Origin of the sequence: Collinsella sp. TM05-38 (assembly GCF_003466445.1) — a bacterium.
Taxonomy (GTDB): Bacteria; Actinomycetota; Coriobacteriia; order Coriobacteriales; family Coriobacteriaceae; genus Collinsella.
This window is the reverse complement of the sequence record NZ_QSPM01000006.1, coordinates 123235-137544: the sequence shown is the minus strand read 5'-3', so window position 1 is coordinate 137544 and position 14310 is coordinate 123235. Positions and strand designations below refer to the sequence as shown.

The 14310-nt window shown below is 58.8% G+C and carries 12 protein-coding genes and 2 pseudogenes; 9 read left to right on the top strand and 5 right to left on the bottom strand.

Annotated elements, in window-relative coordinates:
- The first annotated feature begins 56 nt into the window (after positions 1-56).
- The 4 genes from DXD49_RS04985 (at position 57) to DXD49_RS04970 (ending at position 6517) form a co-directional block, all read left to right on the top strand.
- Positions 57-383, top strand: a complete 327-nt coding sequence (locus DXD49_RS04985) for a rhodanese-like domain-containing protein (RefSeq protein ID WP_117734587.1) — start codon at positions 57-59, stop codon at positions 381-383.
- The gene (locus DXD49_RS04980) at positions 380-2071 is read left to right on the top strand and encodes an FAD-dependent oxidoreductase (RefSeq protein WP_117794371.1); all 1692 of its coding nucleotides are present in this window, start codon (positions 380-382) and stop codon (positions 2069-2071) included. The genes DXD49_RS04985 and DXD49_RS04980 overlap by 4 nt, the downstream gene beginning before the upstream one ends.
- A gap of 187 nt (positions 2072-2258) precedes the next feature.
- A complete protein-coding gene (locus tag DXD49_RS04975; RefSeq protein ID WP_117743320.1) occupies positions 2259-5513 on the top strand; it encodes an ABC transporter ATP-binding protein/permease in 3255 nt (1084 codons plus the stop codon).
- 50 nt (positions 5514-5563) lie between these two features.
- Positions 5564-6517 carry a tRNA-dihydrouridine synthase gene (locus DXD49_RS04970; protein ID WP_117794370.1) on the top strand — a complete coding sequence of 318 codons (954 nt, stop codon included), beginning with the start codon at positions 5564-5566 and terminating at the stop codon, positions 6515-6517.
- A gap of 159 nt (positions 6518-6676) precedes the next feature.
- Here the strand turns inward: DXD49_RS04970 and DXD49_RS04965 are convergent, their stop codons facing one another.
- Together DXD49_RS04965 and DXD49_RS09650 are read right to left on the bottom strand one after the other, a co-directional pair.
- Positions 6677-6922, bottom strand: a complete 246-nt coding sequence (locus tag DXD49_RS04965; protein ID WP_117763676.1) for a glutaredoxin — start codon at positions 6920-6922, stop codon at positions 6677-6679.
- Positions 6923-6973: 51 nt separating this feature from the next.
- Complete coding sequence (locus DXD49_RS09650; protein WP_117763677.1) at positions 6974-7801, bottom strand: TipAS antibiotic-recognition domain-containing protein; 828 nt, start codon at positions 7799-7801, stop codon at positions 6974-6976.
- Between the two features lie 141 nt (positions 7802-7942).
- Between DXD49_RS09650 and tsaA the strand changes: the two genes are divergently transcribed.
- Together tsaA and DXD49_RS04950 are read left to right on the top strand one after the other, a co-directional pair.
- Positions 7943-8680 carry a tRNA (N6-threonylcarbamoyladenosine(37)-N6)-methyltransferase TrmO gene (gene tsaA / locus DXD49_RS04955; RefSeq protein ID WP_233502110.1) on the top strand — a complete coding sequence of 246 codons (738 nt, stop codon included), beginning with the start codon at positions 7943-7945 and terminating at the stop codon, positions 8678-8680.
- 151 nt (positions 8681-8831) lie between these two features.
- Entirely contained in the window at positions 8832-10004 is a 1173-nt protein-coding gene (locus tag DXD49_RS04950) for a MalY/PatB family protein (protein ID WP_117794369.1), read from the top strand.
- Between the two features lie 105 nt (positions 10005-10109).
- Here the strand turns inward: DXD49_RS04950 and DXD49_RS04945 are convergent, their stop codons facing one another.
- Positions 10110-10589, bottom strand: a complete 480-nt coding sequence (locus tag DXD49_RS04945; protein WP_117734579.1) for a pyridoxamine 5'-phosphate oxidase family protein — start codon at positions 10587-10589, stop codon at positions 10110-10112.
- 254 nt (positions 10590-10843) lie between these two features.
- Between DXD49_RS04945 and DXD49_RS04940 the strand changes: the two genes are divergently transcribed.
- From DXD49_RS04940 to DXD49_RS04930, 3 genes are all read left to right on the top strand, one after another.
- The gene (locus DXD49_RS04940; protein WP_158550201.1) at positions 10844-11269 is read left to right on the top strand and encodes a potassium channel family protein; all 426 of its coding nucleotides are present in this window, start codon (positions 10844-10846) and stop codon (positions 11267-11269) included.
- A gap of 36 nt (positions 11270-11305) precedes the next feature.
- Positions 11306-11839, top strand: coding sequence for a TIGR00730 family Rossman fold protein (locus DXD49_RS04935; protein WP_117734577.1), 534 nt, complete (start codon positions 11306-11308; stop codon positions 11837-11839).
- A 125-nt stretch (positions 11840-11964) separates the two neighbouring features.
- Entirely contained in the window at positions 11965-13269 is a 1305-nt protein-coding gene (locus DXD49_RS04930; protein WP_117763678.1) for a chloride channel protein, read from the top strand.
- A 94-nt stretch (positions 13270-13363) separates the two neighbouring features.
- On the opposite strand, the pseudogene DXD49_RS10050 reads toward DXD49_RS04930, so the two are convergent.
- Both DXD49_RS10050 and DXD49_RS10045 read right to left on the bottom strand, forming a co-directional pair.
- A pseudogene (locus DXD49_RS10050) lies at positions 13364-13768 on the bottom strand (EamA family transporter); the annotation flags it as partial.
- A gap of 57 nt (positions 13769-13825) precedes the next feature.
- A pseudogene (locus tag DXD49_RS10045) lies at positions 13826-14239 on the bottom strand (EamA family transporter); the annotation flags it as partial.
- Positions 14240-14310: the final 71 nt, after the last annotated feature.

The following is a 14310-nucleotide window of genomic DNA, read 5'->3' as shown; positions in this document are numbered from 1 at the left end:
ACGCGACCGCAGTGCCTTGGCATACTTGCCCAAAGCAACCAGCAAAGGAGTGCGCTATGGGATTGTTTGATTTGTTTGCAGGACCGGACATTAATGTGGGCGTCCAGGAATGGAAGGCTTCTAAGGGGGCGGTGCTGCTCGACGTGAGGAGTGCTGACGAGCATGGACAGGGCCACATTCCGGGCAGCGTCAACGTTCCGCTCAATCGTATCAACCAGGTGCTTGAGCTGTATCCAGACAAGGGCACGCAGCTTTTCGTGCATTGCCTGAGCGGTGCGCGAAGCAACCAAGCTGTGAGTTTTCTTAAGCGTTCTGGGTATGGCAGTGTCAAGAATATCGGCGGCATAAGCGGCTACACGGGAAAGGTGGTGCGTTGGCTATGAAGGTGGTTATCGTTGGAGGCGTCGCGGGCGGCGCATCGGCGGCGGCACGTTTGCGCAGACTCGACGAGCAGGCCCAAATTGTCATCTTTGAGCGCACGGGTTTTGTATCGTATGCCAACTGTGGGCTTCCGTACTACATTGGCGGCGTGATAGAAGAAGAGAGCGCATTGACGCTGCAGTCTCCCAAGGGCTTTTGGGATCGCTTTCGCATTGCGGTCAAGACGAGTCACGAGGTGTTTGCCATCCATCCCGATTCGCATACGGTCGAGGTTCGCAATATGCTGACGGGCGAGGAATTTGTCGAGACGTATGACAAGCTCATCCTGTCGCCGGGTGCAAAGCCGATCCGCCCTGCGTTGCCGGGCATCGACTCGGATAAAATCTTTAGCCTACGCACCGTTGAGGACACGCTGCGTATTCACAGCTATGTTCGAGAGCGGCGACCGAGCAGTGCCGTCGTGATCGGCGGCGGCTTCATTGGCGTCGAGACGGCGGAGAATCTGTGTGAGCTGGGGCTCCAGGTGACCCTTCTGCAGCGTCCCGTCCAGCTTATGAACAACCTGGATTACGACATGGCGACCCTTTTGCATACCGAGGTGCGTGAGCACGGTATCGATCTGCGCCTCAAGGCCGATGTGACAGGTTTTGAGGAAGTTGATGGCCGCGTTGTCACCCATGTTGCGGGCGATGACCCTATCGGAGCCGATATGGTGCTGCTTGCCATTGGCGTGGCACCTGAGAGCCATCTGGCGCAAGAGGCGGGGCTCGAACTGGGCATCAAGGGGGCTATTGTGGTCAACGACCGCATGGAGACCTCTGCTGCCGACGTGTATGCCGTGGGCGATGCCGTGCAGGTCACGCATCAGGTGACCGGCGAGGACGCGGTCATTTCGCTCGCCGGCCCCGCCAACAAGCAGGGGCGTGTCGTCGCCGATGTCATAGCTGGCATGGACAGCTGCTACCTCGGATCGTTGGGCTCATCGGTTATCAAGGTATTCGACTTGACGGCGGCAAGCACGGGACTATCCGAAAAGGCAGCACACGCGGCGGGAATTGACTGCGACAGCGTGGTCCTGTCGCCCGGTTCGCATGCGGGTTATTATCCGGGTGCAACGCCCATGACCATGAAGGTTGTCTTCGAGAAGCAGGGATTGCGCCTGCTGGGTGCGCAAATCGTGGGCATCGATGGTGTGGACAAGCGTATCGACGTCCTGGCGACTGCCATCCAGGCAGGCATGCGCGGCGATAGGCTTAAGGATTTGGACCTAGCATACGCGCCGCCGTATTCATCGGCGAAGGATCCCGTCAATATGGCGGGCTTTATGATCGAGAACCTCAATCGCGGCATACTGGCGCAGTGGCATTGGGAGGATGAGCCCAACTTGCCACGCGATGGCAGCGTGCGGCTGCTCGATGTTCGTACGGAAGGGGAGTATGAGCGCGGGCATATCGATGGTTTCGTAAACATTCCCGTCGATGATCTGCGCAATCGCCTGGGCGAGCTCGACCGGGCCAAGCCGGTTTACGTGATTTGCCAGAGCGGCATTCGCAGCTACATTGCTTGCCGCATTTTGGCGCAGCATGGCTTTGAGTGCTTTAACTTCTCGGGCGGCTATCGCTTCTTTGCAGCCGTGACTGAGGCTCGCCGCGGCAGCGCTAACGTTATGCCGTGCGGGCTCGAAAAGTAGCGCGCATTGGAATGTGACAAAGTGACAGCCTCTTTGTCGCATCGGGGATGTTATACGCGGGATGGTGCGCCATGCGGCGTGCTGTCCCGTTTTTTTGTTCGCTACATTCCTTACTGGTACCGGCAGAAAAGCTGATAGAGTAGGTCAAACGTGTCGAACGCGAACGGCGGGGGAGAGGTTGCCGTCCATGCTGGATCTCAGAGATATTTGCAAAAGGTATGTTGCGCAGTCGTTTACGCAGGTGGCGCTCGACAGCGTAAGCCTGTCTTTTCGCGATAACGAGTTCGTGGCCATCCTGGGTCCCTCGGGCTCGGGAAAAACTACGATGCTCAACGTCATTGGTGGACTCGATCATTTTGATTCCGGCGACTTGCTGATCGACGGCATCTCGACCAAGGACTTCAGCGACCGCGATTGGGATGCCTACAGAAACAATCGCATTGGCTTTGTGTTCCAGAGCTATAACCTCATTCCGCATCAGACCATTTTGGAAAACGTTGAGTTGGCGCTCACGCTCACGGGTGTGGGGCATGCCGAGCGCCGCCAGCGTGCGCGCGAGGCGTTGGAGAAAGTTGGCCTGGGCGAGCACGTTAACAAACGCCCGAGCCAGCTATCGGGCGGACAGATGCAGCGCGTGGCCATCGCCCGCGCCCTGATCAACGACCCCGAGATCGTGCTGGCAGACGAGCCGACCGGCGCCCTAGACTCAACGACATCCGTGCAGGTCATGGATTTGCTCAAGGACGTGGCGCGCGACCGTCTGGTCATTATGGTCACGCACAATCCCGAGCTGGCGTACAAGTACGCTACGCGCATCGTCAACCTGGCGGACGGCAAGATCACCGACGATTCCGACCCCTTTGATGTTGCCAAGGCCGCGCGCCGCGAGGCCAAGCCTACGCGCAAAACCTCGATGAGCTTTGTGACGGCGCTGGGGCTTTCTGCCCGAAACCTCATGACCAAGAAGGGCCGTACGGCCATGACGGCCTTTGCGGGCTCGATTGGCATTATCGGCATTGCGGCGATCCTGGCACTCTCCAATGGCGTAAACGGCTACATCAAAAAGGTTGAGGAGGACACGCTCTCGAGCTACCCACTCAGCATTTCCAAGCAGGATTACGACCTGTCGTCCATGATGGGCGGAGAGGGGGCCACGGATGACGGTTCGTCTGAAAGCGTGGATTCGTCCGACGACAGTGCCGGCGGCGAGGCTAAGGGAACCGATAAGATTCCTGTGGTCACGGCCGTAAAGGATATGTTTGCGAGCGTTAAGTCCAATGACATGACGAGCTTTAAGGCATGGCTCGATGCCGGTGGCGACGGCATCGATAAAGAGGTCAACGCCATTCAGTACGGCTACGGTGTATCGCCGGTTGTCTATCGTGCCGGCAAGGGCGATGAGAAGCCTGTCCGGCTGGTGCCCAACGCCATGACCGAGGCCATGAGCGGAGGCGCGAGCTCGGCGGCAACGGTGAGCATGGATTCCATGGGAACCTCGGTCTTTAACGAGATGATTGACGACCAGAGCCTGCTCGACAGCCAGTACGATGTCGTTGCCGGCCATTGGCCCACGTCCGCCAACGAGGCCGTGATGGTGCTTTCGAGCCGCGGCACGGTGGGCGACTATACGCTCTATAGCATCGGTGCGCTGGATATCGATGAGCTCAATGACCTGGTCAACAGCGCCATGACGGCCGACGGCAAGGTCGAGACGCCCGAGACCGGCACCGACTTTACCTACGACGATGCGCTGTCCACGACATTTAAGGTGTTGTCGCCGGCCGATGCCTATCGCAAAAACGAAGAGACCGGCATGTGGACTGACATGTCTGGCGATGCCGACTTTATGGCGTCCAAGGTTGCTGACGGTATCGACGTGCGCATTGTGGGCGTGGTGCGACCCAACGAGACGGCTAACGCGAGTGCATTGTCCCCGGGCATTGCCTACACGCATGCGCTGACTCGCCAGCTTATGGAGCGCGCTGCCGATTCGCAGATCGTGCAGGAGCAGCTTGCCCGCCCCGAGACGGATGTCTTTACGGGTAAAACCTTTGATGAGCTGCAAGGCGAGGCCAAGCAAGGCGTTGATCTGGGCAGCATGTTCAGCGTGGACGAGGCGGCGCTAAAGAGCGCGTTCTCGCTCGATACGTCTGCGCTCTCGGGTGCGGCCAGCGGTATGGACCTTTCTGGTATCGACTTGTCCGGTCTGGACATTGACCTTTCGGGCGTTGGGAAGGACATCGACTTCAGCGACATCATGGCCAAAGCGCCGGCTCCAGATTTCTCGGGCATCTTTGACGGTCTGGAGCTCACACCCGAGCAAATGCAGCAGGTGGGAACGCTTGCCAACCAGCTGTTTGAGGGCTTTATACAGTCGGATCAGTTTAAGGCGCTGTCGCCCGAAGATCTTAAAGACGCGTCAAAGCTTGCTGCCGCTTTCTCGACGTATCTTGAGCATGATGCCGACGCCCAGCAATACCTGGCTCAGCTCAAGGCGCTCGGCGGCGATGCCCTGGCCGAGCGTCTTGAGCACGCGATGACCGACTATGTGCAAAAGCAGCTGGCTCCGTATCTGCAGCAGTCTATGGATCAGGTGACCAAGACAATCAGCGAGCAGATCGCGATGACGGTATCGGCCCAGCTCAAGATGGGTGCGGCGGGACTTATGGACCAAATGGCGACGCAGATGTCTTCGAGTTTTGCCAACTTGGCGAGCGCCATGCGCGTGGATGCGGGTGCCTTCGCTCGTGCCATTCACTTCAACATGGACGCCGAGGACCTGAGCTCGCTCATGATGAGCTATGCCAAGGCGTCAAAGCTCACCTACGATAACAATCTGACCACGTTGGGCTATGCGGACGAGGCAGACCCCATCTCGGTCAAGATTTTCCCGCGTGACTTTGAGGCCAAGGAGCGCGTACTCGATCACATCGATGCGTACAACAAGCAGGTTAAAGCCACTGGCCACGATGAACAGGCGATCTCGTACACCGACTACATGGGCATCATCATGGGTTCGGTGACCGACATCGTGAACACCATCAGCTTGGTGCTCATCGCATTCGTGAGTATCAGTTTGATGGTGAGCTCCATCATGATCGGCATCATCACCTACATCAGCGTGCTGGAGCGCAAAAAGGAGATTGGCATCCTGCGCGCGATTGGCGCATCGAAGCGTAACGTGGCCAACGTATTCAATGCCGAGACCTTTATCGAAGGCCTCATTGCCGGCGTCTTTGCCATTGTCGTCGTGGTGGCTGTGAGCCTTCCGGTTAATGCCTGGGCGCTTGCGGCCAAGCAGGTTCCCAATCTGATGAGCCTGCCCGTTCAAGACGCGCTGATGCTCATCGCAATTTCGGTGCTACTGACGGTCGTTGCTGGCCTGCTACCTGCCCGCAGTGCATCCAAGAAAGACCCCGTGGAAGCCCTACGCTCCGAATAATGTGACAAAGGGACTGTTCCTTTGTCACATTGATTTGAGAATGGATGTTGATGTATTTATCGCTGGCCCCTATGGAGGGCATTACCGGGCATGTGTTCCGTCGCGTGCATGCGGAGTGCTTCGGCGCGCTCGATTGTTATTACACGCCGTTTTTGCCGCCGCCGCGGGTGGGCAATCGCTTTGGCGGCAAGGCGTTTAAAGAGATCGACCCTGCTAATAACCAGGGACTTAACGTGGTGCCCCAGCTGATGTCCAAGAATGCGGACGAGTTTGTGTGGGCGGCACAGGTGCTTGCCGATATGGGCTACCGCGAGGTCAACCTCAACCTTGGCTGCCCCTCGGGTACGGTTGTCGCCAAAGGAAAGGGTTCGGGCTTTCTGCGCAACCTGGATGAGCTCGAGGTGTTCTTGAGCGACGTGTGCGAACGCTCGCCCTTGCCGGTGTCGGTCAAGACCAGACTGGGGCTCGAATGCGATGACGAGTACGAGCGCGTGCTCGACCTCTATTGCCGAATGCCGCTGGCGGAGTTGATCGTGCATCCGCGCGTGCAAAAGGACCGTTATACGGGCTCACCGCGCAAAGAGTTTTACGGCGAGACGCTGGAACGGGCGCCGTTCCCCGTGGCCTATAACGGCGACATCTTTGATCTTGAGGACATGGATGCGCTGGTGAAGGCCTATCCCGGAACACGCCACGTAATGTTGGGGCGCGGCTTGCTTGCGAATCCCGCGCTGGCTCGCATGGTTAAGGGCGACCCTGCCGCTACCGCCGCTGAGCTGCAACGCTTCCATGACATGCTGTTTGCGGCCTATGCGGACGAGATTGGGGGCAACGCGGTCTTTCGCATGAAGGAGTGGTGGTTCTACGCCAAATGCGCCTTCGCCGATCCCGCGACCGTTCACAAGCTCGTACGCAAGACCAAAAAGGTCGATGAATACCGTGCCGCCGTCGAGCGTGTCTTTCGCGAGCAGCCACTTGCGCCCATCGCCCGCTTTTGTGGCTAAATGATCCCTTGGGGACGGAGAAGAACGGATCGCCTGTGCTGGGCCCATGCAAAAAGCTGTACGCCAGCATCCAAAGATGTCGAAAAATGTCGACTTTGGATGCTGGTGTACATGTTTGGGTCGTATGGGTTGGGGCCCTGGACGGACAGAGCGTGCGTACTAGAGCAGGTTTTCCTGCACCCACGCGATGATGTCGCTCGATTCGTAGAGTGGTTTGCCGTCGATGAACAGGCAGGGAACCTGGCGTTTTCCGCCGACGGCGATGAGTGTCTGTTCGGCATCGGAATCGGTCGAGATATTGCGCTCGGGAATGGTCACGCCGTTATCGGCCAAAAAGTGCTTGACCTTTAAGCAATACGGGCAGCCGGTCATAACGTACAGCGCGAGCTCGTGATTAGTAGCCATAGGTCTCCAATCGGTTGAGGTTTTGATTGAAATACCCAAAGCCGCCGCGGTCTATGCGCGCGTCAACGAAGACTCGATGGCCTGGACCAGAAACGCCGTGGCTCCGGTGGCGCAGGGCTTGTCGTAGTAGTCAACAAAGCGCTGGTCGGCAAGATAACCGTGGGCGAGGCCCAGGTACGCCTCGTCTTGGGGCTCGCATCCCCAGTTGAGAGCAATCCAGCGACGATGCATCGCGACAAGCTTACGAGCCTCGTTGCTCTCTGGGTCGCCAATGCCCATGGCAATCGAGAGCTGGCCCAGAATAGCGCGTTCAAGTTCCTTCATGTCGTTCCATGTCTCGGGGTCCATGTCCAGCAGCGCCTCGTTTGCTGCATCGATAGCCTCATCGCCATAGCGCGCCCGCGCTTCGGCGCCGTAGCGCTCCTCGTTTTCCTGCACGGTGTGCCAGCGCTCCAGTTGCGGCAGGACGGCGCCCATGAGCGAGACGGCTTCGTCGAGCGACATGCCGGTGTTTTGCGCCAGCCGCGGGGCACAATCCTCGATCATTGCCTCCATGGTGGTGTCGTAGGTGTACTGGCCATGGTCGTAGCACCACTTGCAGTAATGGTCGGTCGCGGTACCCGCAGCATCGGTGCCGCAGTCGTCGGGCGTGAGTATCATGCCGCAGCTCTGGCAATAGTGCTCGGGCATTTCAAGCAGATGAGACAGTGGCTCGCCGGTCACGGCGGCGATGAGCTTCATCATGTCGATGCCCGGTATGACCTCGCCACGCTCCCAACGGCTGACGGCTTGGCGTGTGACGAAGAGCTTGGCGGCGAGCTGCTCCTGGGTAAGGTGATGGGCGCGACGGACGGCGATGAGCTTTTCTGCAAAGGCCATAGCGGCTCCTTTCTGCTGGTTGATGGCTTAAGCATACGCGGCAGCAGGTGCCCTTCCAAGCAACCGTTGGTTGCACGACGGAGGACCGCGGCGAAGAATTGCGCGCAACGCCCCACGCCTCCATGCCGTACAATGACCGGCATGGAACCTATCGCACACATACATACCGACCTGCCGCAGAAGTTCGGCATTCCGCGCAACAGCTTTTTGGCGCCCCATCTTGAGGGGCGCATTGTCTTTGAGCCGGAATATGCTTCCAGCGCGTCAGTTGAGGGTCTGGACTCCTTCTCTCACCTGTGGCTGCTCTGGCGCTTTGAAAACGGAACGCCCGGCGGCACGGCCGAAGACATCGCCGTCGATGCCAAGACGCAGGACAGGTCCGGCACCAATGCCAAGTGGTCGAAAACTGTGCGCCCGCCGCGTCTGGGCGGAGCCGAGCGCGTGGGCGTCTTTGCCACGCGCAGCCCGTTTCGCCCCAATCCTATCGGACTTACCTGCGTAAGGCTCGATCACGTTGAGCTCACCGACGATGGCCCCATCATCCATGTGCTGGGGGCCGATCTGCGCGACGGCACGCCCATCTACGACATTAAGCCCTACATTCCGTTTGCGGACTGTCACCCGGATGCGACCGGCGGCTGGATTGAGGATGCTCCGTGGCAAGAGCTCGACATCGAGTTCCCGCAGACGCTGCAGGATATGGTCCCGCCCACAAAGCTCCCCGGCCTGGTCGAGGTCCTGCGCCAAGACCCGCGCCGCGCAGGCAGCAAGCACGAGCCGAACCGCGTCTATCATCTGGCCTTCGCCGGGCTCGACATATCTTTTACGGTCGACGAAACCCAGCTAACCGTAGTTGCCGTCAACGACGCGCAAGACTAACCTGCCATTCGTCTGCACCCGTCAAATTAAGCGCCAAACCCCGCGCCAAAACCGCCCACGCTGGTGGACAATAGCGCCTATCGAAACAGTCTACTTTGCACGGGAGTCCAGCAAGAAATACGACTTCACTTCAATCATCGACCGCCACGGCATGGACTCCATCGCCGCTGACTCTTGGGGCGAGATCCCCGGCATGGCTCCGAACGCGCCTGACGAGGGCTTCGACCGCATTCCCATGTGGGTGGCCGACATGAACTTTGCCACGGTGCCTACGGTCCAGGAGCACATCATTCAGCGCGCTCAGCATCCCATGTTTGGCTACTTTAACCCGCGCTCCGAGTATTTCGACCGCATCATCGAATGGCAGAGCCGCCGCAATGGCGTCGAGGGTCTGCGCCCTGAACATATCGGCTACGAAAACGGCGTGCTGGGCGGTGTCGTGTCGACGCTGCGTGCGTATGTTCAGCCAGGCGATGCGGTGCTGGTCCACAGCCCTACCTACATCGGCTTTACCAAGTCTATCGAAGCCGCGGGCTATCGCATTGTCCACAGCCCGCTTAAGCTCGACGACCAGGGTGTGTGGCGCATGGACTTTGAGGACATGGAGCGCAAGCTCGTCCAAAACCATATCCATGCCGCGGTGTTCTGCTCGCCGCATAACCCCTGCGGCCGCGTATGGGAGCGCGATGAGATTGAGCGCGCCATGGACATCTATCGCCGGCTCGATTGCGTGGTGATCTCGGACGAGATCTGGTCCGACATCATCATGCCCGGCCACAAGCATATCCCGACGCAGTCGGTGAGCGAGGATGCCCGCATGCGCACGGTCGCCCTCTATGCGCCGAGCAAGACGTTTAACCTGGCGGGCCTGGTCGGCAGCTACCACATCATCTATAACGAGACGCTGCGCGATCGCGTGAGCGCCGTGTCCAATATGACCCACTATAACGAGATGAATGTCCTTTCGATGCATGCGCTTATCGGCGCCTACCAGCCGCAGGGCTACGAGTGGGTCGATGAACTCAACGAGGTCATCGAGGGCAACATTGACTACTTCTGCGATTACGTGGACGAGCATTTTGAGGGCGTGTCCTATTCGCGCCCGCAGGGCACCTATATGGTGTTCCTAGACTGCACGGAGTGGTGCCGCGAGCATGGCCGCGATATTCAGTGGCTGCTCGATGAGGGCGCGCGTGTGGGCGTGGGCTATCAGGACGGCCGTCCGTTCCACGGATCTTGCCACATTCGCGTGAATCTAGCACTGCCGCTTTCGCGTGTAAGGGAGGCGTGCGACCGCTTGGACCGCTACGTTTTTGGGGTATAGGGGGCAAGCGATTCGGCCGCCGCGGTCTGCGCCCACGCCGTTAGCGTGCGTGGGCGCATAGGGCACAGAGGGCACAGAGGGCTGCGAGCACGTTTTCCGCGTTTGCTATTTTTCCTGAATCTGCTTGCCGCAAAGGTGCTCAACCGTAATTTCATACAGCTGGACGCCCCCTATGCTTTGTTTGATCTCCTCTTCGGCCTCCTCGGCGGAAGGGTAGTATTTGAGGGCGAGCTGGCGGATTGTATCTTCGACAAATGCCGGGTCATCGTTCACGAGGCGACAGCGGCCAAAAACCACGGTGCTCTGAACATAGGGTGCCCAGTCGTCATCCTTATACCAATCGTTGCCATAGACGGTAAAGCAGACTTTGTCGTTTCGTTTGAGTGCGTCGACCTTGTGTCCTGCCTTGGCACCATGAAAATAAATTTTGTCGTGCTCGGTGTCAAAGAAGTAATTGACGGGAATGGCATAGGGATAGCCATCGTCGCCGTTGACGGCAAAAACGCCGCGCTTGCAATCGGCGAGCAGCTCTCGCGCCTGTTTATCGGTGATGGCGCGCTTTTTTCTGCGAAGAGGCCTAAACATTGTGGACTCCCTTTCTTTTTGCGTGCTGCGGGCACGGCGGTGGGCGGTATGTCTATATCAAGATACTCGTTCGGGCCGTGAGACCTGTGGGGATGTCCTATTTGTCGCAGATTGAAACGTATGCCGTTTTGCCACGGGGACGGTCCTTCATAACCCGCCGTTTAGAAGCGTCCCCGACGACTGGTTCCGTTTGCGGGGAAGGCGTGGGACAATACCGAGCGAATGTGATTGGGCGTCTGGGAAAAGGGGTCGCGATGAACAAGTTGAGGACGCTTGCCGACGTGTTGCGACAGGCTGGCTTTGCACGCATCACGGGCCTGTTTCTTATCTTTTACCTGCTGTGCTCGACGGCTGTCTGGCTGTCCGAGCCCACGACCCTCACGTTTGGCGATGGTCTCTGGTTTAGCTTTGAGACGGTCTCGACCATCGGCTTTGGCGATATCCCGGCCGAAACGCCGGTCGCCCGCGCTATTACCGTCGTCCTGAGCGTCATCAGCATCTTCTACATCGCCATGCTCACGGGTGTGGCGGTGAACTACTGCAATACGCTCATTAAACTGCGCCAAAAGGACACCATGGCGCGCTTTATGGATGATCTTGAGCATTTGGAAGAGCTCGATCGTGACGAGCTCGCTGACCTGTCGCGCCGCGTACGCGAATATCGCCGACGCCAACGCTAGAACGGGCGCCGTGCGTCACGACGAGGGGGACTGAATATGAATATCACCGTGTATCTGGGCGCCAGCGTCGGCAATGACCCGGCGTTTCTGCCTGCGGTGCAAGAGCTGGGCAACTGGATTGGCTCCAACGGGCACGCGCTGGTATACGGCGGGTCTAAATCGGGCCTGATGGGCGCGCTTGCCGATAGCGTGCTCGATGCTGGCGGGCATGTGACGGGCGTTGAGCCGAGCTTTTTTATCGAGGCAGAGTTTCAACACGAAGGTATTGACGACCTTATCGTGACGAGCGATATGGCTGAGCGCAAAGCCAAGATGATTGAGCTTGGCGATGCCTTCATTGCCTTTCCCGGCGGGACGGGCACGCTCGAGGAGATTGCCGAGGTCATGTCTGCGGTATCGTTGGGACACCTGAGTGCTCCGTGCATCCTGTATAACCTGGACGGTTACTACAACGACCTCAAGGCGCTGCTCGGGCATATGATCGATAAGGGCTTATCGAGTCCGCAGCGCCAGCAAGGCATCTACTTTGCCGACGATTTGCGCGAGATTGCCTCGATTATTGGGAGTTGAGGTTCGCATCCGTAGTGCCCTGGCACTCAATGGTGTCGTTTGGGGCGCAGATGGTTGGCTCGTCTGGACAATGCTCGCCCTACAATAAGGCGTATCTATGTTGACTTTGACCACGGGAGGACCCGATGGGTAACCTGGCAAAACCCAAAAACCGTGCGCTGTTTTTAGCTAGCGTTGCTGTGACTGGCGCTTTCGCAGGCGCTGCGGTCTGGCTGTTCTTTTTTGCGATGGAGCACGGTATCGACTATCTATGGACCGAGATTCCGCAAATGCTGGGCGTCGCTTCGCCCGAGCTCGCGAGCGGTCCGTTCGGTTTTTTACCGTACCCGTTTTTCGTCTGCCTGCTGGGCGGCCTGCTGATCGGTCTGTACGAAAAGATGACGGGCACCAAGACCGATGACCTCAACCAGGTGATGGCCAAGGTAAAGCGCGACTGCCGCTACCCGTACGACAACCTCGGCAAGCTATCTCTTGCGGCATTGCTGCCGTTGCTGTTTGGCGGAAGCATTGGACCGGAGGCTGGCCTGACCGGTGTCATTGCAGGTCTGTGCAGCTGGGTCGGCGACCGCATGCGTTGCTTTGGCGCCGAGTTTAGGCAACTCACGCTGCTGGGTACCCAGGCTGCCCTGACGGCGCTCTTTACCGCGCCTGTCTTTGGCTTTGTGGCGCCGCTCGCCGGCAGCGCCGACGGCCAGGGCGCCGACGACGATGAGGACTCAGCGTCCGACGAGATCACCATCAAGCTGCCCAAGGCGCAAAAGACCGTGGTCTACGGCATCGCGATTGCCGGCGGCTTGGGCACCTATCTGTTGCTCGGCCAGCTTATGGGCGGCGGTATGGGTATGCCGAGGTTCGAGGCTGCTCAGGTGGGCAACCTCGAGCTTGCCTGGCTTATTCCCCTGGCGCTCATCGGCACTGTCTGTGGCTGGCTGTACTTTGTTTCGGAGCACGCGAGCGAGGCACTGGCCCACGCCATGGGGGAGCACCCTGTCATCAAGGCCATGCTGGCCGGTTTGGCGCTCGCCATTTGCGGCACGGTCCTGCCCTACACCATGTTTGCCGGCGAGACGCAGGCCGATGTGCTCATGGAGACCTATATGACCATTCCCGCTGGCGTACTCATTGCAACCGGTCTTGTCAAGGCCATGCTGACGCCCGCCCTTATCAACATGGGCTGGCGCGGCGGCCACTTCTTCCCGGTTATCTTCTCGGGCGTAAGCCTGGGCTACGGCCTTGCTGTCTTCACCGGCGCCGATCCGGTCTTTTGCGTCGCCGTCTGCACGGCATCGATGATGGGTGCGGTCATGCGTCAGCCGGTCATGGTCGTGGGCCTGCTGCTCATGTGCTTCCCGCTCAAGGGTATCGTCTGCATGATCATCGCCGCCGTTATCGCCGCCGGCATTCCGCTGCCCAAGCCGCTGCGCAAGTAGCACGATAGCGCGCAGTCAGTACAAACATCTCAAGTCCGGTGCGGGCGCTGTGTCACGGATTTGCGGGTGGACTGGATTTCGTTCGGTATCGGCGCTACTTCCAAATTGCAAGCGCGGCGGTGCCCAGTACGATGAGGGCGAGACCGATGGCGCTGCGTCGTGAGAGTTTTTCGTTGAATGCCAGACGCGCAAATAGTACCGATACGACAATCGATAGTTTGTCGATCTGCACCGCGACGCTCACCTGGCCTGCAGCGATGGCGTAGTAATAGAGCAGCCACGATGCTCCGGTTGCGATGCCCGATGTTACGAGAAATGTGAGTTCGCGCCGGTCAACGTGCGCGACCTGCTCCAGTTTTCCCTTGGCTGCCACGATTGCCCATGCCATAACCAGTACCACGCAGGTGCGGATTGCCGTGGCCAGGTTTGACTCGACGCCTTCGATGCCGATCTTGGCGAGGATGGAGGTGAGTGCCGCGAACACGGCGGCGCCGAGGGCGTAAGCGAGCCAGGTCCGGTCTTGCTGCTGCTCGGGTCCGGCGGACTGCTTCTTCTCGATCATTAAAAACGTGCCGAGGGTGATGACAGCGGTTCCCACGAGCTTAACCGCAAGGTTGCTCGTCTCACCAAAAAGCGCGATGGCGACCAGCGCGGCGAGCACGGTGCTCATCTTGTCGACCGGTACGACCTTATTGACGTCTCCGATGCTCAACGCCTTAAAGTAACAGATCCACGAAGCACCTGTAGCGAGTCCCGAGAGGACGAGAAAGAGCCAGGATCTGGGTTCGATACTGCCAATGGTCCCAATGGATCTAGAAATGCCCGCCATTGCCCAGGCGAAAACGAGCACCACGCAGGTGCGAATGGCCGTCGCGATATCGGAGTCGGTCTGCTTGATACCGCATTTGGCCAAGATGGATGTGATGCCGGCAAAGAATGCTGACGCAAATGCTGCGACGACCCACGACACGGGTGCGATGCCTCCTTGGATAATGGGTTTATCCTGCGAGTTTTATGGACATAAGGATACCGCCCCACCAT

Excerpts from the sequence above, each read along its gene's own strand:
- DXD49_RS04930 (WP_117763678.1), top strand. The coding sequence starts at position 11,965 with ATGGGTAACCTGGCAAAACCCAAAAACCGTGCGCTGTTTTTAGCTAGC.
- DXD49_RS09650 (WP_117763677.1), bottom strand. The coding sequence starts at position 7,801 with ATGGCCTTTGCAGAAAAGCTCATCGCCGTCCGTCGCGCCCATCACCTT.
- DXD49_RS04970 (WP_117794370.1), top strand. The coding sequence starts at position 5,564 with ATGTATTTATCGCTGGCCCCTATGGAGGGCATTACCGGGCATGTGTTC.
- DXD49_RS04985 (WP_117734587.1), top strand. The coding sequence starts at position 57 with ATGGGATTGTTTGATTTGTTTGCAGGACCGGACATTAATGTGGGCGTC.
- DXD49_RS04945 (WP_117734579.1), bottom strand. The coding sequence starts at position 10,589 with ATGTTTAGGCCTCTTCGCAGAAAAAAGCGCGCCATCACCGATAAACAG.
- DXD49_RS04980 (WP_117794371.1), top strand. The coding sequence starts at position 380 with ATGAAGGTGGTTATCGTTGGAGGCGTCGCGGGCGGCGCATCGGCGGCG.
- DXD49_RS04965 (WP_117763676.1), bottom strand. The coding sequence starts at position 6,922 with ATGGCTACTAATCACGAGCTCGCGCTGTACGTTATGACCGGCTGCCCG.
- DXD49_RS04950 (WP_117794369.1), top strand. The coding sequence starts at position 8,832 with ATGGACTCCATCGCCGCTGACTCTTGGGGCGAGATCCCCGGCATGGCT.
- tsaA (WP_233502110.1), top strand. The coding sequence starts at position 7,943 with ATGGAACCTATCGCACACATACATACCGACCTGCCGCAGAAGTTCGGC.
- DXD49_RS04940 (WP_158550201.1), top strand. The coding sequence starts at position 10,844 with ATGAACAAGTTGAGGACGCTTGCCGACGTGTTGCGACAGGCTGGCTTT.
- DXD49_RS04935 (WP_117734577.1), top strand. The coding sequence starts at position 11,306 with ATGAATATCACCGTGTATCTGGGCGCCAGCGTCGGCAATGACCCGGCG.
- DXD49_RS04975 (WP_117743320.1), top strand. The coding sequence starts at position 2,259 with ATGCTGGATCTCAGAGATATTTGCAAAAGGTATGTTGCGCAGTCGTTT.